The sequence below is a fragment of the Sphingomonas sp. 22R3R2A-7 genome, from assembly GCF_036856055.1.
GTDB lineage: Bacteria > Pseudomonadota > Alphaproteobacteria > Sphingomonadales > Sphingomonadaceae > Sphingomonas.
In genome coordinates, this window is sequence record NZ_JASPFR010000001.1 from 885,499 (window position 1) to 910,843 (window position 25,345).

At 66.5% G+C, this 25,345-nt stretch carries 16 protein-coding genes and 1 pseudogene; 10 read left to right on the top strand and 7 right to left on the bottom strand.

Annotated features, from left to right (window positions below; all coding sequences use genetic code 11):
* Positions 1–11 precede the first annotated feature (11 nt).
* The 6 genes from QP165_RS04065 to QP165_RS04090 all read right to left on the bottom strand — a co-directional run bounded on the left by QP165_RS04065 (position 12) and on the right by QP165_RS04090 (position 11,372).
* Positions 12–5,873 (bottom strand): peroxidase family protein, encoded by a 5,862-nt coding sequence (locus QP165_RS04065; protein ID WP_333996942.1) that lies wholly within the window; start codon positions 5,871–5,873, stop codon positions 12–14.
* Positions 5,874–6,048: 175 nt separating this feature from the next.
* Positions 6,049–7,287, bottom strand: coding sequence for a peroxidase family protein (locus tag QP165_RS04070; RefSeq protein WP_333993980.1), 1,239 nt, complete (start codon positions 7,285–7,287; stop codon positions 6,049–6,051).
* 442 nt (positions 7,288–7,729) lie between these two features.
* Positions 7,730–8,425: an SCO family protein gene (locus tag QP165_RS04075; RefSeq protein ID WP_333993982.1), complete on the bottom strand. Its 696-nt coding sequence runs from the start codon at positions 8,423–8,425 to the stop codon at positions 7,730–7,732.
* A complete protein-coding gene (locus QP165_RS04080; RefSeq protein WP_333993984.1) occupies positions 8,422–9,483 on the bottom strand; it encodes a multicopper oxidase domain-containing protein in 1,062 nt (353 codons plus the stop codon). Before QP165_RS04080 ends, QP165_RS04075 begins: the two co-directional genes overlap by 4 nt.
* Positions 9,484–9,498: 15 nt before the next feature.
* Positions 9,499–10,701 (bottom strand): multicopper oxidase domain-containing protein, encoded by a 1,203-nt coding sequence (locus QP165_RS04085; protein WP_333993986.1) that lies wholly within the window; start codon positions 10,699–10,701, stop codon positions 9,499–9,501.
* A gap of 179 nt (positions 10,702–10,880) precedes the next feature.
* Positions 10,881–11,372 carry a response regulator transcription factor gene (locus QP165_RS04090; RefSeq protein WP_333993988.1) on the bottom strand — a complete coding sequence of 164 codons (492 nt, stop codon included), beginning with the start codon at positions 11,370–11,372 and terminating at the stop codon, positions 10,881–10,883.
* A gap of 552 nt (positions 11,373–11,924) precedes the next feature.
* On the opposite strand from QP165_RS04090, the gene QP165_RS04095 reads away from it, so the two are divergent.
* From QP165_RS04095 to QP165_RS04115, 5 genes are all read left to right on the top strand, one after another.
* A complete protein-coding gene (locus QP165_RS04095; RefSeq protein ID WP_333993990.1) occupies positions 11,925–13,358 on the top strand; it encodes a PAS domain-containing sensor histidine kinase in 1,434 nt (477 codons plus the stop codon).
* A complete protein-coding gene (locus QP165_RS04100) occupies positions 13,348–13,935 on the top strand; it encodes a response regulator transcription factor (protein ID WP_333993992.1) in 588 nt (195 codons plus the stop codon). Before QP165_RS04095 ends, QP165_RS04100 begins: the two co-directional genes overlap by 11 nt.
* A gap of 168 nt (positions 13,936–14,103) precedes the next feature.
* Positions 14,104–14,616 (top strand): dUTP diphosphatase, encoded by a 513-nt coding sequence (gene dut, locus QP165_RS04105; RefSeq protein WP_333993993.1) that lies wholly within the window; start codon positions 14,104–14,106, stop codon positions 14,614–14,616.
* Positions 14,617–14,780: 164 nt separating this feature from the next.
* Complete coding sequence (locus QP165_RS04110; RefSeq protein WP_333993994.1) at positions 14,781–15,275, top strand: hypothetical protein; 495 nt, start codon at positions 14,781–14,783, stop codon at positions 15,273–15,275.
* Entirely contained in the window at positions 15,272–16,069 is a 798-nt protein-coding gene (locus QP165_RS04115; RefSeq protein ID WP_333993995.1) for a HesA/MoeB/ThiF family protein, read from the top strand. Before QP165_RS04110 ends, QP165_RS04115 begins: the two co-directional genes overlap by 4 nt.
* Before the next feature lie 16 nt (positions 16,070–16,085).
* On the opposite strand, the pseudogene galU reads toward QP165_RS04115, so the two are convergent.
* Positions 16,086–16,956 (bottom strand): annotated as a pseudogene (gene galU / locus QP165_RS04120) (UTP--glucose-1-phosphate uridylyltransferase GalU).
* A gap of 167 nt (positions 16,957–17,123) precedes the next feature.
* Here galU and wecB point away from each other — a divergent pair.
* The 5 genes from wecB to QP165_RS04145 all read left to right on the top strand — a co-directional run bounded on the left by wecB (position 17,124) and on the right by QP165_RS04145 (position 25,343).
* Complete coding sequence (gene wecB, locus QP165_RS04125; protein WP_333993996.1) at positions 17,124–18,272, top strand: non-hydrolyzing UDP-N-acetylglucosamine 2-epimerase; 1,149 nt, start codon at positions 17,124–17,126, stop codon at positions 18,270–18,272.
* 11 nt (positions 18,273–18,283) lie between these two features.
* On the top strand, positions 18,284–19,579 hold the full coding sequence (gene wecC / locus QP165_RS04130) for a UDP-N-acetyl-D-mannosamine dehydrogenase (protein WP_333993998.1): 1,296 nt from the start codon (positions 18,284–18,286) through the stop codon (positions 19,577–19,579).
* Between the two features lie 87 nt (positions 19,580–19,666).
* Positions 19,667–23,113 (top strand): amidohydrolase family protein, encoded by a 3,447-nt coding sequence (locus tag QP165_RS04135; RefSeq protein WP_333994000.1) that lies wholly within the window; start codon positions 19,667–19,669, stop codon positions 23,111–23,113.
* Positions 23,114–23,754: 641 nt separating this feature from the next.
* Positions 23,755–24,396 (top strand): aldehyde dehydrogenase iron-sulfur subunit PaoA, encoded by a 642-nt coding sequence (gene paoA, locus QP165_RS04140; protein ID WP_333994002.1) that lies wholly within the window; start codon positions 23,755–23,757, stop codon positions 24,394–24,396.
* Complete coding sequence (locus QP165_RS04145) at positions 24,393–25,343, top strand: FAD binding domain-containing protein (RefSeq protein WP_333994004.1); 951 nt, start codon at positions 24,393–24,395, stop codon at positions 25,341–25,343. The genes paoA and QP165_RS04145 overlap by 4 nt, the downstream gene beginning before the upstream one ends.
* Positions 25,344–25,345 lie beyond the last annotated feature (2 nt).

The following is a 25,345-nucleotide window of genomic DNA, read 5'->3' on the forward strand; positions in this document are numbered from 1 at the left end:
ACAACCGCTGCTCAGAGACCGAAGTCGGTGTGGTCGATCGTCACGGCGCTGACCCCGGCGAGCGTGATCGTCTGCGTGCCGATCGCGATGACGGTATTGGCGCCGACCTGCGAGACGAGCACCTGCGCGCCGAAGTTTCCGGCATTGACCCCGAACCCCGAGATATCGAGCAGGTCCTGCCCACCCGCCGCGTCGAAGTCGAAATCGACCACGACATCGTTGCCCTGCCCGGTGCCGAACACGAAGGCATCGGTGCCCGCGCCGCCCGTGAGACGGTCATTCCCCGTTCCGCCGATCAGCCGGTCGTTGCCGCCGCCGCCCAGCAGCTGGTCATTGCCTCCAAAGCCCTGCAGCAAGTCGTCGCCCTCGAAGCCGGACAGGATATTGATCGCCGAATTGCCGGACAGGCTGTTGTTGGCGCCGTTGCCCGATCCGTTGATCACGAGCGTACCCGTCAGCGTGAGGTTCTCGACATCCGTCCCGAGCGTGAAGGTCACGCTGCTGCTGACGCTATCGACGCCGTCCCCGCCGGCCTCGTCGACAACGTCGGCCGCCGTGTTGACGATATAGAGATCGTTCCCCAGACCGCCCGACATCACGTCTACGCCCGCTCCGCCATCGAGCGTGTCGTCGCCGGCGCCGCCAAGCAGATGGTCGGCACCGTCTGCGCCACGCAATATGTCGGAGCCATCGAGACCGGACAGCGTGTTTGCAGCGGCGTTCCCGGTCAGGATGTTGGCGTTGGCGTTGCCCGTGGCATCGACCGCCGCCACACCGGTCAGCGTCAGGCGCTCGACCCCCGCCCCCAGCGTGAAGGTCACGCTGCTGTTGACGGTATCGACACCATCGCCGCCGGTCTCGTCGACGACGTCGCCGACATTGTCGACGAGGTACGTGTCGTTGCCAAGGCCGCCGGCCATCACGTCCGCACCGGTGCCGCCGTCGAGCGTGTCGGCACCCGCACCAGCGATGAGCTGATCGTCGCCGTCCATGCCGAACAAACTGTTGGCGGCAGCATTGCCCGTGAGGATGTTGGCCGCGGCATTGCCCCGCCCGTTGATCGCCGCCGCGCCGGTCAGTGTGAGCCGCTCAAGGCCTGCCGCAAGCGCGAGATTGACGCTGCTGTTCACCGTATCGACGCCATCGCCGCCGGTTTCGTCGACCACGTCGGCGGTGCTGTCGACGACATAGATGTCGTCGCCCAGCCCACCCAACATGGTGTCGGTGCCCGTACCGCCATCGAGCAGATCCGCCCCCTCTCCGCCGACGAGGCGATCATTGCCGCCGAGACCGATCAGCGTGTCGTTTCCAGCGAGGCCGGTCAGCGTGTTGGCGCTCGAATTGCCCGTCACGACATTGGCCGCGGCGTTGCCGGTGCCGCTGGTCGCGCCGGTGAGCAACGTCAGGTTTTCGACGTTGGCGCCCAGCGTGAAGGTCACGCTGCTCCTGACGAGATCGACGCCGTCACCGCCCGTCTCGTCGACCACGTCGCCAGCGTTGTCGACGGCGTACGTGTCGTCGCCCAGACCGCCGAGCATGACGTCGACGCCCGTACCGCCGTCGAGGCTGTCCGCCCCGTCGCCCCCGACCAGCCGGTCGTTGCCGCCGAGCCCTGACAGCGTGTCGTCACCGGCGAGCCCCGAGAGGATGTTGGCGGCCGCATTGCCGGTCAGCGTGTTACGATCGGCATTGCCCGTGCCGTTGATCGCCGCCGTGCCCGTCAGCGTGAGGTTGTCGAGGCCGTCCGCCAGCGTGAAGGTGACGCTGCTGCTGACGATATCGATGCCGTCACCGCCGATTTCATCGACGACGTCGCCGATAGTGTCGACGACATAGCTGTCATTGCCGAGGCCGCCCGACATGGCGTCCGCTCCAGCTCCACCATCGAGCGTATCGTTGCCGCCGCCGCCGACCAGCGTGTCGTTGCCGCCCAGACCAGACAGCACGTTCGCCGCGTCATTGCCCGTCAGGATGTTCGCGCCCGCGTTGCCGGTGCCGTTGATGGCACCGCCACCGATGAGGGACAGGTTTTCGAGCGCGGCCGCCAGCGTGTAGGTGATGCTGCTGCGCACGCTGTCGATGCCATCGCCGCCCGTTTCATCGACCCCGTCGCCGGCCGTGTCGACGACGTAGATGTCATCGCCCAGTCCGCCGGCCATCGTGTCGGCGCCCGTTCCGCCATCGAGCAGGTCTGCCCCCGCGCCGCCACTCAGCGTGTCGGCACCGTCCATCCCGAACAGCTGGTCGTCGCCGGCCAGACCGGCGATCCTGTTGGCCGCAGCATTGCCGGTCAGGACGTTGTCCGCGCCGTTGCCCGTCGCGTCGATCGCCGCCACGCCGGTCAGCACCAGGTTCTCGACCTCCGACCCCAGCGTGTAGCTGATGCTGCTTTCCACCGTGTCGGTGCCGCTCGCGGCGCTTTCCGAGACGCCGTCGCCGGCATCGTCGACGACATAGGTATCGTCGCCAACGCCGCCGGACATCGCGTCGGCACCCGTGCCGCCGTCGAGAATATCGTCGCCTGCGCCACCCAACAGGCGGTCGTTGCCGCCAAGTCCGAGCAGCATGTCGTCACCGCCAAGACCGAGCATGAAATCGGCATTTGCCGTACCCGTCAGCGTATTCGCATCGCCGTCGCCGACGATGGCATCATCGGGGACCGCAACGGGCACGGTCGGATCGGAATAGACCACCCCCTCGGACTGGTTGGTGCCGCTTGAGCTGAACCCGCGATTGTCGGTGTAGCTCGTCGCGACCCGGAGCGCCTCGCCGACATAGTCGACGGTGACCTGGTAGCTATCCCCCGTCGCGCCGGGAATGTCGGTCCACACGCCCTCGATCAGATGCTGCCACTGGCGCGAGAATGTCGTCGTCCCGTCGTAATCGACGAACGACCCGGTCGTCACCGCGAGCGTCTGGCCGACCTTCGGCGTCGTCTGGTCGATCGCGAATGTGCCGAGGTGCTTGCGGTTGATCTCGAGGATGCCGTCGGCAAACTGGATATGCTCGATGTTGCGCAGCATGTCGTCGCCTTCGTCGCCGATATTGTCGACGAGATTGACGCGTCCGTCGGGGCGGAAGGTGATCGTGAAATCGGACCGGTTGCCGATATAGACCGCGGTGTCCGTCCCCTCGGTCACCGTTGCGGCGCCGATCGCGTAGCCGTTGACGGTCTCGCGGTAGACGATCTCGCGCGAGGCGACGAGCTGGCCGGGGTTGATCGTGCGATCGAGCAGCCGTGCCTGGATCTGGTTCAGCGAGTCGGCGCGGAACAGCTCGGCACCGGTTCCGTCCTTGTTCTCCCGCACGCTGATGAAGACGTGCATATACGCATCGCCGTCGATGATGTCGTTGCCGGCGCGGCCCTTGATGACGTCGCTCCCGCCACCGCCGATCAACAGGTCGTCGGTCGTGTCGCCGTCGATCACCAGTGCATCGAGATTGCTGGCGTCCCAGGTCTTGAAGTCGAGCAGCTCGCGCAGCCCGTCGATCCGGCGGACGCCGTCCTCGTACAGATCATTGCCGAGGATCCGCGGATTGGTGTCGCCGAGCAGATCGGAGAAATTCGCCCCCGTACCGACCAGCCCGAGCGGGATCTGCCGCCCGGTCAGGATATCGTCGTGCTTCCAGCCCGACAGCGCTTCGACCAGGTCGTTGCGATCGCGCAGCGTGAACGCCTGCTGGTTGACCGCCGCGCTCAGCCCGAGATCGGAATTGGCGTTGGCGACATCCCCCTGGTGGATCGACCAGTCGAACCCCGCCATGCCGTTGTTGCGCTGGATGCCCGCGCCCTGGACCATGATGTCGTCGCCGGTTTCGCCGTCATAGTCGGTATCGTTGCCCTGACCGTCCATGATGTCGTGGCCGATGATCGGGCTGTTGAAGAACAGGTTCGAATTCTCGCCCGTCAGGCTGTCGAGACCGTCGCCTCCCTCGAGCCAGTCATCGCCCTCGTTGCCCATCAGATTGTCGCTGCCGCTCCCGCCAAGCAGGAAGTCGTTGCCGCGTCCGGCGAACATCTCCTTGGCGTCGGTCCCGCCGACCATGAAGTCGTTGCCGCCCCCGCCGAACATGATGTCGAGCCCTGGGCCCGCGCTGACCACGTCATTGCCCTCGCCGCCACGCAGGAAATCATCGCCGAACGGATCCTCGATGATGTCGTCGCCGTCGCCGCCGAAGACTTCGTCCGACTCCATCCCGGGGTTGAGATAATCGTCGCCGCCGTCGCCCCACAGCGTGTCGATACCCTTGTCGCCATACAGGAAGTCGTTGCCCTCGGTGCCGCCGAGCGTGACATGCTCGCCGCCGCTATACTTGAGCAGCCCGCCATCGTCGAAGCCGTCGCCGTTGACGTCTGCACCGGGAGCGATACGCACCACCTTGGGGTCGATCGCCTGCTGGAACGCAATGGACCATTGCGGATCGAAGGTGCCCCCGGCGAGGAAGTTGCCATCCTCGTCGAGGTTGGTGATCTGCCGCGTCAGCGGATCGAGCTCGAGCGTATAGTCGGCGGTGTCGAAGAGCGCCCCGGCGACGTGCGTCGAGTGAAGATCGCCGAGGTTGGTATTTCGCATCACGAGATCGGAAAAGGTGTTCTTCTCCAGCTCGTTAAGCATGTTGAGCCCCTGCGTACGGCTCAGATAATACATCCGGTCCCCGTTCTGCAGGTCCTCCATCTGGTGTTCGAACACATAGTTGAAGGTCGAACCCAGCATGCCGCCGAATTCCATCTTCTCCTCGGCCAGGCCGCCGATCCACAGGTCGACGAGGTTCAGACCGCTCTCATGCGTGTTCACGCCGCCGACGTTGTTCGGCGCCCAGCTGCCCTTGCTCTGCAGGAAGTCGAGCCGGTCCGTCGGTGCCTCGATCGTGTGCTCCGCGACGCCCATCGCCGCGTTCGCATGGACGAGCATATCGGCGCCGCCCATCACCAGCAGCGTCGCCGCAGCGCGTTTGCCCTCGAGCGTCAGCTCCCCGGTGATCAGCGGGTGCGTCCCGTAGGCGGCGATGAAATTGACGATCGAAACCGGGTTCTTGATGTTCTGCGCAAAGTCGAGCCAGCTCGTATAGGGCTTGAGCTGCGCGTCGTTGGTCGCGGCATAGAGCTGCGCGCGCACGACGTTGAACGCCGCGACCCCCGCGTCGCGACCGCGGGCGATGTTGAGCGCCGCGAGATCGAGCGGCAATCCGACGAGGAAGTTGCGCAGCGAGTCGACGACGAACTCGTCGATCTCGTTGCCCTCGACACGCGTCATGCCGCGAATGATGTCGCCCGCCGCGGTCCCCGCGTCATACAGGCCCGTCGCGCCGTCGAGGCTCGCGGCGGTGAACGCCTGCGGGTTGAGGAACGCCTCCACCAGCGTCAGCGACTCGGTGGTCAGCGTCGGATCGGAAACCTCGATCGTGTCGGTCAGCATGGAGTGGCCGAACCGGTACACCGCGTGCGCGAATTCCGCCGTGATCGCAGGGTCGATATTGGCCGAATTGCTGAACACGAACGGGTCGACGTTCGGCTGGATCTTGCGCGCGAATTCCTCGAAGACCAGATGCTGATACTGCATCTCGGTGCTGAACCGCCCAGCCTGGAACAGCCGTTCGCCGTCCCAGTTCAGCGCGTCGATCGCCGCCACCCTGACGCTCCCGGTCAGCGCGTTGATCGCATCGAGCTCCTCCTGCGTGATCGCGTCGCGCGTGGTGCCGGTGGTGGGCAACAGCCACTCGTTGACGATCGCCAGATCGCCCGATGCGATGATCGTGTCCTTGTCGGCCTCGACCACGCGGTTGTGCTCGGCATGGAAGATGGTGTGGACCGCGGTCAGCCCGATATTCTCGTTGCCGCGCCCGTCGCCGGTCACGAAATGCGCGTCGAGCATCTCGTTGTCGTAGGTCAGCGGATTATTGTCGTCGGCGACGAGATCGCTGGCGTCGATCCTGCCGTCGAGGTTGACGTCGGCGAGATCGGCGACCGTGATCTCGCGGTCCTCGTTGGCATCGACGATGAACGCGGCACCCGCCACCAGATCGGCCTCGTCCGAGACGCCGTCGCCATTAAAGTCGAGCAGATCCGTGTCCGCGATCTGCCGCACCGGGTCTGTCGCCGGGTTGTGGTCGAGATCGACGAGCACCGGCTCGGCATGATGCGCGATGTCGTTGAGGAAGGCGTGACCCGTGAAATACGCATTGGCCGGGATCGCGACACCCTCTGCGGTGCCTTCGAGCAGCGTCCCGTCCTTGAGCATGATCTGCGCATAGCCGTTCGCGCCCGGGATGAACTTCCCGTACGCGTCGGTCAGCAGCAGCGGCACGTTGAGGACGTCGTAGTCGTCGAGCCTGATGCCGAGCATCGACAGCGCCTGCGCCTTCGTGTCGCCCCAGGTCGCCATGCCGCCGATCGCGCCGTCGAGCAGGCGACCGGTCGCGACGGCCCGCGAGATCCTTGACGCCGTCGCCGTCGGAATCGACCGAGAACCTGTATTCGCGCAGGAACACCTGGTGCGACGCGTGCGAGGTGTAGGTCTGGTTCTGGTCGATGAACGGCGTGGTAGTGTTGACCGTCTCGGTCCCGCCGACGACTTGGTTGCCGTTGGCGTCATACTGCGTCGAGCGCGTCAGCGGCATGAAGTTCGGGCCGCCGGGGACGTACAGCGGATCATCGGGCTGGAGCGGAATGAAGACCGTGCCGTTGCCCCCCTTGGTGATCAGATCGAGCCCATGATCGAAAAACTGCCCGAAGAACGTCATCCACGCGTTGAACGACGGCGACAGGCCGATGTCCGGCGACAGATTGGGGATGAGCGACAGTTCCTCGTCGGTCGGGACATAGCCGTTTGGCGGCGGGTTGCCGTCATGCGCGTCGGCATAGGCGGATTGCGCGTGCGCGTTGACATACCAGGCCGCGATCGCCGCGGGATTGCTGTTGGTCATGTCGACGATCAGGTTGCTGATGAGCCGCGGATCGGCATCGACGACGCTTCCCGGCGTACCGTAATCCGTGTTGGTCAGGGTCGGCGCGCCCGGACCGGGCGTGAAGGTGCCGCCGTCGTTGAGATTGCGAAAGACGGGCGTGGTCAGCCGCGGCAGCAACTGGTCGGCCGCGCCATAGACTGCATTCCCCGGCAGCAGGTTATTGTAGGTGCCGTCCACCGTCCGCAACCCGTACGGAATGAGCTGCCCCTGTGGCCCCATGATTCCGGCAAGCGATTCACCGGCGGCATTGCGTTCGGCAATCTTGATCTGCGCGAGAATGAAGTTGAGATCGCCGAGATCGACCGTGAAATCACCAGACATGGCAGGGTCCTCATCTAAGATGATGGCCCCATCTTCTTGCCCGACACTGTTGCGACGCCGGGATCGGAAGTCAGGACCGTTGTTGGCTCGCCTGCATGTTCCCATCAATATGGCTGGTTGCTAAGTCATATGAAGGACGTACCCGCACCATCTGCTATCTAGGCCATGCCCTAGGCAAAACGGATTAGGGCGACCCGGCACATGGCGGACAGAGCCGGCCGAACGCGGCGTCACGCTCGCTCGACGGATGCTTTCCCAAGCGCAGCTTCACGCGCGCGATCCGACCCGGGGGCCGCTGCAGCATCATGCGTGCTGTCGTGATGACGGCAGGCCGCCGCCGCACCCCGCCGCCGGCGCGGAGGGGCAAGGTGCGGCGGCGGGGGCCCGATCCGGTGACGATGTCGACCGGCCGAGACGATGGCGGAAACGGCGTGCCGGCGCGTCAGGCCATGCGCGCCAGTTGCCGCAATGTTCGCTCGATGTCCGCGACCGACTGGTCGTGCATCGCATAGCCCGCGACACGCGTGTCGGGCGCGAGGAAATAGATCAGCGACGAATGGTTGATGCTGTGGCCGAGCTCGCCCGGCCGCGGTGGAATATGCTCGCGCGCGACCGCAAAGGCGCGGGTCGCAGCGGACAGCTGCGCGCGCGTGCCCGTGGCGACGATCAGCTTTCCGTCATAGGCCTTGGCGAGCGCGCGCATCGCCGCGACGCGGTCGAGTTCGCCATGACCATGCGCATGCCCCGAATGCCCCGCCATCGCGGCGGCCGCACCCGGTCGGCGAAACCGCATGACGCCGAGCGGCGGCACGTCGATATCGACGAACATCGCACGCGCAGCGACACCCGACCGACGCAGCAGGTCCGCCGTCCGCACCATCTTGGGGATGGCGATGGGGCAGCTCGCGCGGCACCGGCTATAGCCGAAGAACAATAGCGTCCAGCGCCCCCGGAAATCCGCCTGCGCTATCGTGCGACCGACGGTGTCGGAGAAGGCGAACGCGCCGCCCAGTTGGGCGATGCCCGGCGCGACGGCGCCGTGATCATGGCCACCCGGCATGCCGCCTGCATGCCTGTTTGCGGAAGGAACGGGCACCGTCGCACCGGTTGCCGCGCGCGTGTTGGACGGGCCGGTCATGACACGACGATCTGTGTCTTGGCCACGCCGCGGCCATTGTCGTGCACGCGGCGGGTGATCCAGTGCAGATACTCGATCGTCGCGCCGATGCTGCCTCGCTGCGTCGCCGTGAACAGAAGGTCCAGCCGCCCGGCGGTCGTCAGTTCGATCGGCGTGCCGGCGGGAAACACGATCGGCGCATTCCAGCTTTCCTTGCCGAGCCGGTGCCCGTCGCAGGATACACAGGTCACCGCCACCTGGAAGGTGACGCGCAGGATGCAGTAGCTCGCATTCAGCAGGCGGATCAGGACGGTGTCGCCGACCCGCGCGGTCGCCGCGACTTTCTGGTCGTTCATCGTCTTGGTGTTGAACACGCCGTTGATCAGGAAATATTGCGGCTCGAAGCGGTTCATCCCGACATTTTCGCCGCACATGCCGGCATCGTGTTTCTGGCCCATCACATTGTGCCAGCGGATGTCCATGTCGTCGCACACCCAGAGCCGCTCGACCTGGTAGCGCTGGTTCGGGGCATTCGGCATGCTCGAGGAATAGAGATATCCAGGCCCCTCCGGCGGGTCGACGATCAGACCGCCGAAAAGCCCCATCTCGAAATGCAGCGGCGTATTGCGATGGCAATGATAGAAGAACGTGCCCGCGTTCGCCGGCTTCCATTGATAGGTATATTGGTCCTTCACCTCGAACGACACGTGACCGACGCCATCGTTCATCGTCGATGGCTCGATGCCGTGGTGATGGATGGTATGCGCATTCTTCGCCGTCAGCAGTTTGACGTGGACGACCTGCCCCTCGCGCACGCGCAGCAGTGGAGAGGGATACGGCGCCTTCACGCCGCTCGCCGGGTCCTCGAACGACCAGTAGCGCAGCTTGGCACCATCCGGCGCCATCAGCTGCCCGCTGGTCGAGACCTGCCGCACGAAACTGATGTCGGGTGACAGCTTGTCGGGCGTCGGGGGACTTTCCTGAAAGACGTTGCAGCCGAACGTCTGGTAATTGCTGATCCCCTTGACCCCGGTCTTGGTCCAGTCGATCCCCGATGCACTGACGGTATCCGCGCCCATGGTCTGTTCCCGCTGTCAGAAAGTGTAGATCGGGCCGGTCATCGTCCAGTGCGTGACGAGCCCCTGCGGATAGTTCCCGCCGCCCGCGGTCTGCGACATCTCGGTGTGGCAGTGCATCACGTAGCGCAGCGGGAACGGCTCCTGCTTCGGCGGCCAGACGGCGATGTCGGGCGGGCGTTCGAACGGCAGGATCATGTCCTTGCGATCCATCGGCCGCATGATCCACACGTCGCGCTCGTAAACATTGGTCTCGCAATAGGGCACGCCGCTCGCGTCGGGCTCGGTGCATTCGAACAGGTGGTTGCCGTGGATATGCGCTGAATGCGTGCAGAGCCCGGCGTTCATCACGCGCAACAGCGTCGGCTGCCCCTGTCGCCCGACCGGCTCGATCGCCTGCGCACCCGCGAGGTCCGCGCTCGTGGTGGTGGAATGGGTCGCCGTATCGAAGCCGCTAAGTCCGTTGATATGGAAATAGTCGGGCAGGAATGCGTCGACCAGCGCCTGGCCCGAAATGCGGTTTCCCGATGCCGCGCGCGCGTTGATCGTCGAGTCGGTCTGCGAAAACACCCAGACCTTGTCGCGTGCCGCATCCTGCGGGTTCCAGCGGTCGCCGGGAAAGCGCGGATGCCGGCCGAACGCATCGAAGACCGCGGCAATCTGCGGCGTGTGCATCGCGCGACTGAACGGCGTCGGCGACCCCATCGCCGTCGTGCCGAGCGCAGGGTCGACGACGAAGGCGCCGTGCAACCCGAGGATGCGGTTGAGCGGTGCCTCGAGCGGATCGTGATACAGATACGAACCGCCGACGGGCGCGACGAACATCGGCACCAGCCGCGTCTCACCGGGCGGGATCGCCGCGACCGTCGCCTGCGGGATCCCGGTGATCGCAAAGCCGTGCGCGACGATGTCGTTGTTGGTGACGCTCAGCGAGACCGTCTCGCCCTCGCGGTACCGCAGCACCGGCTGCGGCTGTCCCGTCGTCAGGAAATAGAACACCATGTAGACGATCTTGCCGTCGATCATCTCCTTCTCGACGGGTTCGATCACGAGCTGGAGCAGCCCCGCCATGCCGGTCGAGGACGACGTCGCCGTCGGCGCCGCGGGCCGCGGTGCGACCGCGAGCGGCTCGGTCGACGGGGTAATCAGCTGCTGCGCCGTCGCCGCCAGCGCGACGGTGGTCGCCCCAGCCCCGACCTTGAGGAAATCTCGACGCTCCATCGGTTGCCCTTCGCCCTTGAGACGTAACGTTCGCCAAACCATGATCTGTCGTGGTGACGTACTGATGCGCCGTGCCTGGTCGCGCGATCAATTAGGCCAGTCGACCTAGTCTGGTGGATAGACCGTACCGGCCGGGCATGGGCGAACGGTCTAGCCGGACACCCTGCCTTGTGCGTTTGTCAGTAGGCACGCGCATGGACCGACGCGACCGCGCCTGCCCGGCTATGCACGCCCAGCGCCTTGAACAGGCCGCTCAGATGCACCTTGATCGTCCCCTCCGCGAGGTTGAGCCGGTGCGCGATGTCCTTGTTCGACGCCCCCTCGGCGAGCAGGTGCAGCACCTGCTCCTGCCGCCGCGTGAGTGCGCCAGCGCGCCGGTCGTCGGCGTGCTCGGGGATCGCCAGGTCGGCGACGCTGTCCGGCAGGTAGACATGACCCGCGGCGACCATCCGCACCGCCTTCGCGATCACGTCCATGGGCATCGATTCGAGGACATAGGCATGCGCGCCGGCACTGATCAGCGCGAGGATCTTCATCCGCTCCTGCCCTTGTCCGACGAACACGATCCGCAGGCGGGGATAGGCAAGCCGCAGGTTTCGCACCGTGGTGTGACACTGTCCGTTGATGACGTCGGTGTGGATGATGATGAGGTTGGCCGTCTGTCGATGCACCAGATAAGACTGTGCAACACACCAGCTGGATGCTTCCAGAACGGTCGCTATACAAAGTTCACGTCGCAGCAAGTTGGATATTCCGAACCGGAATATCTCTGATCCACTTGCCACAACCGTGCACGAAGTATTGACTACATGCTCAATAACAGCATCGTTTCTCATGGTGCCCCCATGCGACTAGATGTTCATCAAATTATCGGGATGATAACTCCAACTATCGTCGGGTCAGACGGTGCGGCACCGCGGTGAAGCGGGCAACTCCGTAGGATTACCCACGCTGTCCCAAAGTGTTACAGCCTGAAATGGTCGGACGTGCCCCGCTGTTGCGGCGCAACGGCGCAAACCGGCCGGCCCCGCCGCGATCTGCCTCGTCAGCGACGCGCATGCGGTGTCGTCCGGCACGATATTCGATCGGCTGGCGGCTGTGCCAGCCTCCGTATCTTTACGGATATACGCGGCTGACCGTTCAGCTAAGCTTAAGTAATTCCTTCTGTACGCGCACAGCCGGCATCTCGACCGGTGCAGATGAAATTGGGGGAGACGACTGCCGTGCAGCGACTATGGGCGAAGGTCGACCAGCAAGCGCCGTCGACGGAATGGCCTCGCAGGCTCGCCCATGGCGTCGCGCTCGGCGGTGCCGCGCTGTTTCTGACGACGATCAGCCGGCACCTGATCGGCGTCGACCTGCCCTTTGCCTTTGCGCTGGTCGCGGTCGCGCTGGCGGCGGCGTGGGGCGGGGCGCTGACCGCGGTCGCAGTCGTCGTCACCGCGATCCCCGCGGCGGTCATGCTCAACCCCGACCATCCGTTCGTGACACCGGTCAATATCGTGGTCGTCATCGTCTTTTCGCTTATCCTGGCGCTGTTCGGCGGACACACGACCGCGTTGCGCAAGCGCGCCGACGTCGAGGCCAGCCGGTCGCGCCGGCGCGAAGACTATCTCCAGTCGATCTTCGGGACCACGCCCGCGGCGATGCTGATCGCCGATGCCGCCGACAACATCCTCGCGATCAACACGAGTGCGCGCGACATATTCGGGATCGGGGACGAGGAGGTCGAACGCCTGACGCTGGCGACGCTGCTGCCGGGCTGGTCCGATGCCGACGTCGATCCCTGCTGCGTGCAACGGGCCGACGGAAAGCGGTTGACGCTGTCGGTCTCGAGCGTCGCTTTGCCGTCCGCGACGGACGACCTGCGCACGATCTACATCCGCGACGAGACCGACCGGATCGCCGCCGCCGAAGCGCTCGCGCTGCTGCAGGCCGAGCTCCACCAGCTCGCGCGCGCGACCGCTCTTGGCCAGCTCGGCTCGGCGATCGCGCATGAAGTGAACCAGCCGCTCGCCGCGGCTGCCAACTACGCCAAGATCGCGCAGGTCGCGGCGTCGCGTGGCCCGATGACCGCAGAGGTCGGCGACGCGCTCGACTCCGCGCTGCAACAGATATTCCGTGCCGCCGACGTGCTGAAGGGCCTGCGCCGGTTCGTCCAGCGCGGCCCGTTGCAGGCGGAATGGGTCGATGCGCGGCAGATCATCACGGAGGGGGCAAAGCTCGGCGCCTTTGCGGTGCGCCAGGCGGGCGCCGAACTGACGGTGACGATCGACGACGACATCGGCGAGGTGTTCATCGACGCCACGCAGATCCAGCAGGTCCTGCTCAATCTCATCGCGAATGCCGCCGATGCGGTTGCGGACAGCGCGACACGCACGATCACGCTACGCGCATTTCCCGGCCCGGAGGAACGCTGCACGATCACCGTGTCCGATACCGGCCCGGGCCTGGCGGCGGAGATCGAGAGCGCCCTCTTCACGCCCTTCCAGACGACCAAGCGCAACGGCCTCGGTGTCGGCCTCGCGATATCCAGGACGATCGTGGAGGCGCATGACGGGCATATCACGGGCGCCTCGAACCCACGGGGCGGCGCCAGCTTCTCGTTCACGCTGCCACGACGGTCCTGCCGCGAGGAGTTGGCGGGTGCCGCATGACGGGATCATCTACGTCATCGACGACGAGCCCGAGATGCGGCGGTCGCTCGAAATGCTGTTCGCGGTCGAAGGTCTCGAGAGCCGGTCGTTCGCGAGCGCCGAGGCGTTCCTCGGCGCGCTCCACGGCTTGCCGAAGGGCATCATCCTCGGCGACATTTCGCTCGGCGGCATGAGCGGGTTCGAGCTTCTGCTGGCGCTGCCGTCGCTCGGCCGGTCCGATCCCGTCATCCTCATCACGGGGAACGGCGACATCCCGCTCGCGGTGGCGGCGATCAAGGCGGGCGCCGCCGATTTCCTCGAAAAGCCGTTCGAACCGCACGAGCTTCTGAACGCGTTGAAGCTGGTCCGCCAGCGCATATCCTCCTCGACCGACATCGAGAAATGCCTCGCGTCGTTATCGCGGCGCGAACGCCAGGTCCTGCGGCATATTGTTGAGGGCATGACCGCCAAACAGACCGCCGCGAGGCTCGAGATCAGCCCGCGCACCGTCGAGACGTATCGCGAGCAGTTGATGAAGAAGACGGGTGCGACCGGCCTCTCCCAGCTCGTCCGCTTCGGGATCGCGGCGCGGGTCTGAGCAACGACGCGACGGGGCGGCGAAGCCCCATACCCGGCCGTCACGCTTGGAACGACGGCCTTATGCCCCTACTCTAGCAAGAACACGGCGCCGGCTCAGCCAGCCGATGGCCATGCCCGCATAGCGGGACGCTGCGCCGCCGCGCCACAAAAGGATGTTGAAGACGCCATGACCTTCGAAAAGAACCCCCATCTCGAATTGCGGGTCCTTGACGACCGCCTCTACGACTGGGGGCTTCCCAAATATCAGACGGACCTGTCCGCCGGGATGGATCTGCACGCCTGCATCGCCGAGCCGATGACGTTGCACCCGCAGGCGCCCGCGGTGCTGATCCCGTCGGGGATCGCCATCCTCATGAATTCGCCCGACATGGTCGCCTTCCTGCTTGCCCGGTCGGGACTTGGCCACAAGAAAGGTCTCGTGCTCGGCCAGGCGGTCGGCACGATCGATGCCGATTACGCCGATCAGATCTTCATCAGCGCATGGCTCCGGACACCTCCCGGCAGCGAGCCGATCGTCATTTCTCCCGGCGATCGCATCGCGCAACTCGTCTTCCTGCCGATCGTCCGCCCGACCTTCTCGATCGTCGATCGCTTCAGTGCGTCGTCGGCGCGTGGCCTCGGCGGCTTTGGTTCGACGGGCGTGACCGCCACGCAATCCGCGGCCTCGGGCAGCGACTAAACCGCAGACGGACGATCGCACAGGCTGCGACCGATGAAAGGAATGCGAATGTATCGTTTATCCAGCGCGGCATGCCCGCCGCCTCGGGTGACCCCAGGCGCCACGGGCCTTGCGATGCGCGGGCCCGGGGGTTGCGGGGCGACCAGGCGATGATGGGGCTTTCCATGACCGTCCTGGCGCTGTCCGCGGCAATGGCGCAGGTCGCGGTCCCGCGGGATCCCGTGGCGGCGATCCCGGCGCAGGAGGGTGCGTCGCCGCACCAGGCTCCGCTGCCGGCCCCCGCCCCAGCCATCCCCGCCGGTCCTGCCGCAGCCCCGCTCCCGCCACAGGACTGGTCGGCGCTGCCCGTGCTGCGGTTTCGCCGCCCCGTCACGCCAACGACCGAATCGACGGCGTTCGTCGCGGGCCAGGTCGGTTCGGGACAATGTTCGGGCGCAGCACGCACGCGCGACGGTTGGCAGCTGACGATCGACCTCGCGCTGTTCGCCACCGCCGACGGCCGGATACGCCGCGTGACGCCGCGCGCGATCGACTGTCCGACGGTCGAGCAATATGCGGCGGGGCTGCTGCTTGGCGCCGCGCGCGACAACATCGACCTCCGCGGTGCGGCGGGCGACATCTGGTATCGCACGACGATGACGTTCGGGTGGAAGGCGTGACACTCGGCGATGACGAACTGACGCGCTACGCCCGGCACATCGTGCTCAAGGAGTTCGGCGGCGCGGGCCAGATGCGGTTGAAGGCGGCGACCGTCGCCGTGATCGGCGCGGGCGGGATCGGCTCGCCGGCGATCCAGTATCTCGCCGCTGCGGGCGTTGGGCGGCTCGTGCTGATCGACGATGATCGCGTCGAGCCGTCGAACCTGCAACGCCAGACGATCTTCCGCACGGAGGATCAGGGCATCGCGAAGGTCGAGGCCGCGGCGATCGCCGCCCGCCGCATCAACCCGCACGTGACGGTCGATACGCATCAGCTGCGGATCGACCCGGACAATGCCGGGGATCTGCTCGCGGGGGTCGATGTCGTGCTCGATGGCTGCGACAATTTCGCGACCCGGTTTGTCGTCGCCGACGCCGCCTTCGCCGCGCGGATCCCGCTGGTGTCCGCGGCGGTCGGGCAATTCGAAGGTCAGCTCGGCGTGTACCGCGGCTGGGAAAGCGATCGCCCCTGCTATCGGTGTTTCGTCGGGCAGGATCCCGAGCGCGCCGAGACGAGCTGTGCGGAGGACGGTATCCTCGGCCCCGTCACGGGCGTCGTCGGCAGCCTCGCCGCGCTCGAGGTACTTCGCGCGATCGCCCCGTTCGGGGAGGACATTGCGGGCAAGTTGCTGCTTGTCGATCTGATGGCGCTGCGCTTCCGCACGATCCGCCTGCCGAAGGATCCCGGCTGTCTCGGCTGCGGAACGGCCGCGATGACTGCTCCGAAGGATGAGGATCGGGAGGGGGCCCGCTGAGCCCCCTCCCCTGCGCTCAGCCCAGCAGCGTCTTGGCGAACGCGCGGACGGCAGGCCCGATGTCGTCGCGCGCCAGCGCGAGCGCCAGATTGGCCTGGATATACCCCGCCTTGTCGCCGCAGTCGTAACGCTGCCCGTCGAAGGTGAAGCCGTGGAACGGCTGGTTGCCAATCAGTTGCGCCATCGCGTCGGTCAGCTGGATCTCGCCGCCGGCGCCCTTTTCCTGACCCTCAAGGATCCGCATCACCTCGGGCTGGAGGATGTAGCGGCCGGGGATCATGAGATTGGACGGCGACGTGCCCTTGGCGGGCTTCTCGACCAGCGCGGTGACCTCGGTGAGGCGACCGTCGATCGCACCCGGCGAGATGATGCCGTATTTGTCGGTTTCCGAGATCCGCGACTTCGAGCGCACCGATCACGTTGCCGCCGACCTGGTTATACGCCTCGACCATCTGCTTCATGAAGCCCGGCTTGCCGACCATCAGCTCGTCGGGGAGCAGCACCGCGAACGGCTCGTCACCGACGATCTCGCGTGCGCACCACACGGCATGACCGAGGCCGAGCGGCTCCTGCTGCCGGACGTAGACGGGCGAACCGGGCTTCTGCCGGATACCGTCGAGGATCGACAGCGACTTGCCGCGCGCGCGCATCGTCGCCTCGAGCTCGAACGAAATGTCGAAATGGTCCTCAAGCGCACCCTTGCCGCGTCCGGTGACGAAGATGATCTGCTCGATCCCCGCCTCGAGCGCCTCTTCGACCGCATATTGGATCAGCGGCTTGTCGACGACGGTCAGCATCTCCTTCGGCATCGACTTGGTCGCAGGCAGGAAACGCGTTCCTAGTCCGGCGACGGGAAATACGGCCTTGCGTAGCGGTTTGATCGTCATTCGGTGCTCCCTTTGGTCTTCCCGTTCCGGCGCACGTCGCGGTGAAACGTCGCGCATCGTCTCGAGCAGTCTGGTATCATCTATCCGCATATCGACGCCGAAACGGCTCGGCAAATCGATCGCGGCAGTTAGCGCGTCATTAAAGACGTTCGGTGTAGGCGAGTTCCATGTCAAAAATACTCGTCATCTTCGGCACGCGCCCGGAAGCGATCAAACTCTTCCCCGTCATCGCGGCCCTCGCGGCACGGCCCGGGCTGTCGGTCCGGACCTGCGTGACGGCGCAGCACCGGGGTCTGCTCGACCAGGTCCTGGCGATCGCCGGACTGGTGCCCGACATCGATCTCGACCTGATGGAACCCGGCCAGACGCTCGACCGGCTGACCGCGCGGCTGCTGGTCGGGCTTGGCGAGGTGATGGATTCCGAACGGCCCGACCTCGTCGTCGTGCAGGGCGACACCGCGACCGCAATGACGGGGGCACTGGCTGCCTATTACCGCAAGGTCCCGGTCGCGCATGTCGAGGCGGGGCTGCGCTCGGGCGACATCCACCACCCCTGGCCCGAAGAGGTGAACCGCCGGATCGTCGCACCGATCGCGATGCTCCACTTCGCACCGACGCAGACCGCCGCCGATGCGCTGCTGCGCGAGAACGTCGCTGCGGAGACCGTCCACGTCACGGGCAATACGGTGATCGACGCGTTGCACTGGACGCGAGACCGGGTCGCGGCGGATCCGGGGCTCGGTGCCGGCCTCGACGCGGTCGTACAGCGGTTTGCGGGCAAGCGCGTCATCCTGGTGACGACGCACCGGCGCGAGAATTTTGGCGACGGCATGGCGTCGATCGCGCGCGCGATCGCGCGGATCGCCGCGCGCGACGACGTCGCCGTGATCTTCCCCGTCCACCCCAATCCCAACGTCGTCTCGGTGATGGACGCGATCCTCGGCGACCGGTCCAATATCGCGCGGATCGAACCGCTCGACTATCCGACCTTCGTGCGCGCGCTGGGTGTCGCGGACATCGTCCTGACCGATTCGGGGGGCGTTCAGGAGGAGGCACCCGCGCTCGGCAAGCCCGTGCTCGTCATGCGCGAGACGACCGAGCGCCCCGAGGGCGTCGCAGCCGGCACCGCCAAGCTGATCGGCACGGCCGAGGACCGGATCGTTTCCGAAATCTTCACGCTGCTCGACGACAAGGCGGCCTATGCGGCGATGGCGCGCGCGCACAACCCGTTCGGCGACGGCCGGTCGGCGCCAAGGATCGCGGCGATCATCGCGCAGAGGTTCGCACCGACCCTCGCGCCAGCCGGCACTCGTTAGGATCATCGTCCATGCTCTCGGATACTGAAATGACCGTCGTCGTGATGGGGCTCGGCTATATCGGCCTGCCGACCGCCGCGGTGATCGCGCGGACCGGCGCGCGCGTGCTGGGCGTCGACGTCACGCAGCGCGTGGTCGACACGATCAACTCGGGGCGGATCCATATCGAGGAGGTCGATCTCGACGGACTGGTGTCGGGCGTCGTCGCGCGGGGGACGCTGCGCGCGTCGATGACGGTCGAGCCCGCCGACGTCTTCGTGATCGCGGTACCGACGCCGTTCGACGACTCGCATGCGCCCGATATAACCTATGTCCTCAATGCCGCGACGACGATCGCCCCCGTGCTGAAGACCGGCGACACGATCATCCTCGAATCGACCTCGCCCGTCGGCACCACCGAGAAGGTCCGCGACCTGATCGCCACGCTGCGCCCCGATCTGCGCGTGCCCGGGCGGACGGGCGAACAGGCCGACATCGCGATCGCCTATTGCCCCGAACGCGTGCTGCCGGGGCGGATCCTCGTCGAGCTGATCGACAACGACCGCGTCATCGGCGGCATCACGCCGCGGTGCGCGCGCAAGGCGCTCACCTTCTACCGCCGCTTCGTCCGCGGTGCCTGCGTCACGACCACCGCGCGCGCCGCCGAGATGACGAAGCTGACCGAGAATGCCTTTCGCGACGTCAACATCGCGTTCGCCAACGAATTGTCGCTGATCGCCGATACGATGGGGGTCGATGTCTGGGAGGTCATCCGCCTCGCCAACCGGCACCCGCGCGTCAACATCCTCCAGCCGGGCCCGGGTGTCGGCGGCCACTGCATCGCGGTCGATCCATGGTTCCTCGTTCATGCAGCCCCCGACCAGACGCCGCTGATCCGCACCGCGCGCGAGGTCAACGACGGCAAGACCGAGCATGTCATCGCGCAGGTCGCGGCGATGATCGACGCACAGCCCGGCGCCGCGGTCGCCTGCCTCGGGCTCGCGTTCAAGGCGAACATCGACGACTTCCGCGAAAGCCCCGCGATGAAGGTCGCCAAGGCGGTGGCCGAGCGGTTCGGCGAGCGCGTCCGGATCGTCGAACCCTATGCCGCGACGCTGCCCCCCGCGTTCGACGGGACGGGCGCGACGCTGATCGACGTCGATACCGCGATCGAGACATGCCCGATCATGGTCGTGCTGGTCGATCACGACGTGTTCCGCTCGATCCCGCTCGAGGAACGCGTGACCAAGACCGTTCTCGACACGCGCGGGATCTGGACCGACCAGCCGCGCCGTGCACCGGGCGACGCGCTCAGGCTCGCGGTATAGGCGATCGCGCATGCGGGCGGTCGCATTTCTGCGTGACCGTGACGATCAATCGGCTAGACCCGTCGCAAACAGGGGGATCGCCGTACCGTGAAGCACCGCGCACTGACCGCACTCGCACTTTGTCTCGTCGCCGAACAGATTTCCGCCCAGAGCGCACCGCCGCCCGCCGCCAAGCCCGTCGAACGGACACAGGCGCCCGAGGACAAGGCGACGGCACCGCTCGCGTCGCCCGCCGGTCCGCTCCCAGCGCCGACGCCGACGCCGACGCCCGCAGCCACACCCGCACCTGACGCTGCGACGACGTCGTCGGCGACCGCGAAAGGCGACAAGAAGCCGCCAGCATGGGACGTCAACAAGCCCCGCGGCCTGCGCACCCGTGAGGTCAGGATGCAGGTCGACGAGGGCAGCTGGATGAACGTCGACGTCTCGCCCGACGGGCGGCTGGTCGCGTTCGACCTGCTCGGCGACATATACACGATGCCGATCGCGGGCGGCACGCCGACGCGGATCGCCGAGGGTCTCGCCTTCGAGCACCAGCCGCGCTTCTCGCCCGACGGACGTCGCATCGCCTTCACCTCCGACCGTGGCGGCGGCGACAATATCTGGGTGATGAATGTCGACGGTGCCGACAAGCGACAGGTCACCAAGGAGGATTTCCGCCTGCTCAACCAGCCGAGCTGGAGCCCGGACGGACGATTCATCGCCGCCAAGAAGCATTTCACGACCGGCCGCTCGCTCGGCACCGGCGAGATCTGGCTGTACCACGTATCGGGCGGCGGCGGCGTCCAGCTCGTCAAGCGCGCGAGCGAACAGCTCCAGAAGGAGCTTGGCGAGCCGATCTACGCGCCCGACGGGAAGAGCATCTTCTATACGCGCAACGTCTCGCCCGGGCCGATCTTCGAATATGCGCAGAACTCGCGCACCGACCTGTTCGACATCGAGCGCTACGACATCGACAGCGGCGAGGTGACCACCGCGGTATCGGGCGTCGGTGGCTCGGTGCGCCCGACCCCGTCGCGCGACGGCAAGCGGATCGCGTTCGTCCGGCGCGAGAACAACATCACCAAATTATGGGTGAAGGATCTCGCCAGCGGGATCGAGCGCGTCGTCTACGGTGCGCTTGATCGCGACGTTCAGGAGACATGGGCCGTCACCGGCGTCTATCCCGACATGGCATGGACGCCCGGCGACACCGCGATCGTGTTCTGGGCGGGCGGCAAGCTGCGCCGCGTCGCGCCCGACGGCTCGGGCGGCAGCGTCATCCCGTTCCGTATCGACGACACCCGCGTGATCGTCGACGCGGTCCACCCGCAGATCGCGGTCGCGCCCGATCGCGTCACGACACGCATGCCGCGCTGGGCGACGGTTTCGCCCGATGGCCGGACCGTCGTCTTCGAGACGCTCGGCAAGCTGTGGACCATGCCGGTTGCAGGCGGCACCGCGGTCCGGCTGACGCGGGGCTCCGACGAGCTCGAGCTGTTCCCGAGCTGGTCCCGCGACGGCCGCCAGATCGTCTTCGTCGGCTGGACCGATGCGGGGCTGGGCCAGATCCGGACGATCGCGGCGCGCGGCGGGTCGCCGCGTACCGTCACCACGCTCGCCGGGCACTATCGCCGGCCGCGATTCTCGCCCGACGCGCGGACGATCGTGTTCGAGCAGGGCGAGGGCGGCGGCCTGACCGCGGCGCGCGGCAACCCGGGCAGCGGCGCCTACCGCGTCGCTGCGAGCGGCGGTGCGCCGGTCCGGATCGCCAAGGACGTCGCCGCGCCGCAATTCGGCCGGAGCGACGACCGCGTCTTCCTGATCGCGACCGAGAAGGACAAGCGTCAGCTGGTCAGTACCGACCTCAGCGGCCAGGACCGGCGCGTCCACGCGTCGGGCGAACTCGTCAACGACTACCAGATCTCGCCGGCAGGCGATTACGTCGCGTTCCGCCAGAATTACGAGGCGTTCGTCATGCCGTTGATCCCCGGCCGGCAGGCGGTCGAAGTCGATGCCAAGGGCGGCCCCCTGCCCGTCACGCGCGTCAGCGGCGATGGCGCCGACTTCATCAACTGGTCGAACGACGGCGCGCAGATCCACTGGAGCGCGGGCCCGACGCTCTACACCGCCACCACCGAAAGCCTGTTCCGTACGCAGCCGGTGCCGAGCGGCGAGGAGGCGCCCAAGTTCGTCGCGCCGCGGACCGGCGTTTCGCTGTCGATGGAGGTCGCCGCCGACAAGGCGACCGGGACGACCGCGCTGACCGGCGCGCGCGTCGTGACGATGGCGCGCGGCGATGGCGGGATCATCGACGACGCGACGATCCTCATCCGCGGCGACCGCATCGTCGCGGTCGGGCCGCGTGCATCGATCGCGATCCCGGCGGGCACCAGGACGATCGACGCGACGGGCAAGATCATCATCCCGGGTCTTGTCGATGCGCATGCGCACGGCCCCCAGGGTGACGACGAGATCGTGCCGCAGCAGAACTGGTCGGCGATGGCGAACCTCGCCATGGGGACTACGACGGTCCACGATCCGTCGTCGCGTTCGGCGGAAATCTTCCCCGCCGCCGAGATGCAGCAGACGGGCATGCTCCTCGCGCCCCGGACGTTCTCGACCGGGGAGATCGTCTATGGCGCGAAGGCGCCCGACGTCTACGCGCAGATCGACACCTATGAGGACGCGCTGGCGGTGATCCGCCGACTCAAGGCGCAGGGCGCGCACAGCGTGAAGAACTATAACCAGCCCCGCCGTGAACAGCGCCAGATGGTCGTTGCCGCCGCACAGGCGGAAAACATGGAGGTCGTGCCGGAGGGCGGGTCGCTGTTCACGCTTGACATGAGCCTCGTCCAGGACGGTAACGCGACCGTCGAGCACAACGTGCCGCTCGAGCATTTCTATGCCGACGTCGTGAACCTCTGGTCGCAGACGACGGTCGGCTACACACCGACGCTGGTGGTGGCCTATGGTGGCCCCGCGGGCGATCCGTACTGGCGCGCGCACAGCGACGTCTGGCGGCATCCGCTGCTCTCGCGGCATGCGCCGCCCGCGCTGCTCGCGGCGCAGAACGCCCGCCGCGAGATCGCACCCGAGGAGGATTATGTCGACGGCGCGACCGCGCGCGAGGCGGGCAAGCTTGCGGCAAAGGGTGTTCCCGTGGCGATCGGCGCGCATGGGCAGCAACCCGGGCTCGGCGCGCACTGGGAGCTGTGGAGCTTCGTCCGCGGCGGCTTCACGCCGATCGAGGCGTTGCGCGCGGGCACCATCGCGTCCGCGACGTCGCTCGGCTACGCACGCGACGTCGGATCGCTCGAGCCCGGCAAGCTCGCCGATCTGGTCGTGCTCACCGCCGACCCGACGGTCGACATCCGCAACAGCGACAAGATCGCCCAGGTCATGCTCGGCGGGCGGCTTTACGACGCCGCCACGCTGAACGAGACCGCCACCGGCACGCGCAAGCGGCTGCCTTACTGGTGGGAGGGCGGCAACGGTGGTGCGGACACCGGCGCCAAGATCACGGTCGGCCACGGCCATGGCGACATCGACTGAAACGCTACGGCCCGCCGAACGCGACGCGCTCGGCGGGCATGCTCGCTCAAATCGGAAACGCCAGCCCGTAACCGTTGCGGGCGGCGCGGCGTGACGACCTAACCCGCGCGTCGCGATTTCGCGGCGGCAAGATCGGCTTGCGGCACCGCGTCGGAGCGTGGTGGTGACCGATCGTCCACCATCATCGAGAGTTCTTGCTGGATCGTGCCGATGCAGTCGCTCACCTTCGCGCCGACCAGTGCATGCCCCCCTCGTCAGCGATACGCAGCGACTCCTCGAGCAGGAACAGCATAGACCTCAACCGGGCAACAGTCTGCGCATAACCCTGCATTGCCAATCCCCTGCCCGTCATCATGACGCTGTTTATGCAAACGAGACTAGGACCATCCGAGGACTTTGCGAAGCGAATTCACCACTGTAAAACCGTGCGAAATCCAGTGTTTGCGGTATCAGACCACAACCGGCGCGGAGCCGCCCGCCAATCGTATTCCGACCCCTCCGCGCCATTTTTCTGATAGCGCGCACGCGATCGGCCGCCGTCGAATAAACTACGCCGTTTCAATATCTTCGAGCGAATTTTACGGCAAATGCAACCTACCGTCGGCCGAGCCGTTTGCGTGACAGGGAGCTTTGAAATCAGCATGACTAAAGACGATGGATTCGCCGTTTCGCGCCGCGGCGTGATTGCAGGCGGCGTTGCGACGGCGACTCTCGGCGGCACCGCGGTCAGCGCGCAGACGCAGCCCGCACAGCAGCCCGCCCCGACGACGATGCCGGTGACGTTCAAGGTCAACGGTCGCAATACGAAGATCGATGTCGACACGCGCACCACGCTGCTCGACGCGCTGCGCGAGACGATGCGGCTGACCGGAACCAAGAAAGGCTGCGATCACGGCCAGTGCGGCGCCTGCACGGTGATCGTCGAGGGGCGCCGCATCAACAGCTGCCTGACCCTGGCGGTGATGCACGAAGGCGACACGATCACGACGATCGAAGGGCTCGGAACGGAGGAAAAGCTTCACGCGATGCAGGCGGCGTTCGTGAAGCATGACGGCTATCAGTGCGGCTATTGCACGCCTGGCCAGATCTGCTCGGCGGTCGCGACGCTCGACGAGATCAGGAACGGCATCCCCAGCCACGCGACGTCCGACATCGCCGCGAAACCCGGCGTCACCACGGCGGAACTCAAGGAGCGCATGAGCGGCAACATCTGCCGTTGTGGCGCTTATTCGAACATCATCGACGCCATCCATGATGTCGCCGGTACGGAGCGCACGGCATGAAGGCGTTTACCTACGAACGCGCAAAGACCCCGGCCGAGGCAGCCAGTGCCGCGGTGCGCAATCCCGGGGCCAAGTTCATCGCGGGCGGCACCAACCTGCTCGACCTGATGAAACTCCAGATCGAGACGCCGCAGCATCTGATCGACGTCAACGGCCTCGGCCTCGACAAGATCACGCCGACCAGCGACGGCGGACTTCGGGTCGGTGCGCTCGTCCGCAACACCGATCTCGCCGCGGACAGCCGCGTGCGGGCCGATTATGCCGTGCTCAGCCGCGCGCTCGTGTCGGGCGCGTCGGGCCAGTTGCGCAACAAGGCGACGACCGCGGGCAATCTGCTCCAGCGCACGCGCTGCCCCTATTTCTACGATACCACGAAGCCGTGCAACAAGCGCCAGCCCGGAACGGGCTGTGCCGCGATCGGCGGGTTCAATCGCAACCTCGCGATCATGGGAACGAGCGATGCGTGCATCGCCACGCATCCGAGCGACATGGCGGTCGCGATGCGCGTTCTCGATGCCACCGTCGAGACGGTCGATGCAGCAGGCAAGGCGCGCGCGATCCCGATCGCCGACTTCCACCGGCTTCCCGGCACGACGCCCAATATCGAGACTGCGCTCGCCCCCGGTGAACTGATCACCGCGGTCACCTTGCCCAAGCCCATCGGCGGAACGCACATCTATCAGAAGGTCCGCGACCGCGCATCCTACGCGTTCGCACTGATCTCCGTCGCAGCGGTGATCCAGCCCGGCAATCGTGGCCGGCTTGCCTTTGGCGGGCTCGCGCACAAGCCCTGGCGTGTCGAGGCTGCGGAAGCACAGCTGCCCGCAGGCGCAAAAGCCACGGCCGCCGCGGTGCTCGCCGGTGCGCGCACGACCTCACAAAATGCATTCAAGCTGCCACTGGTCGAGCGAACGATCGGTGCCGTGCTCGAAGAAGCGAAGGCCTGATC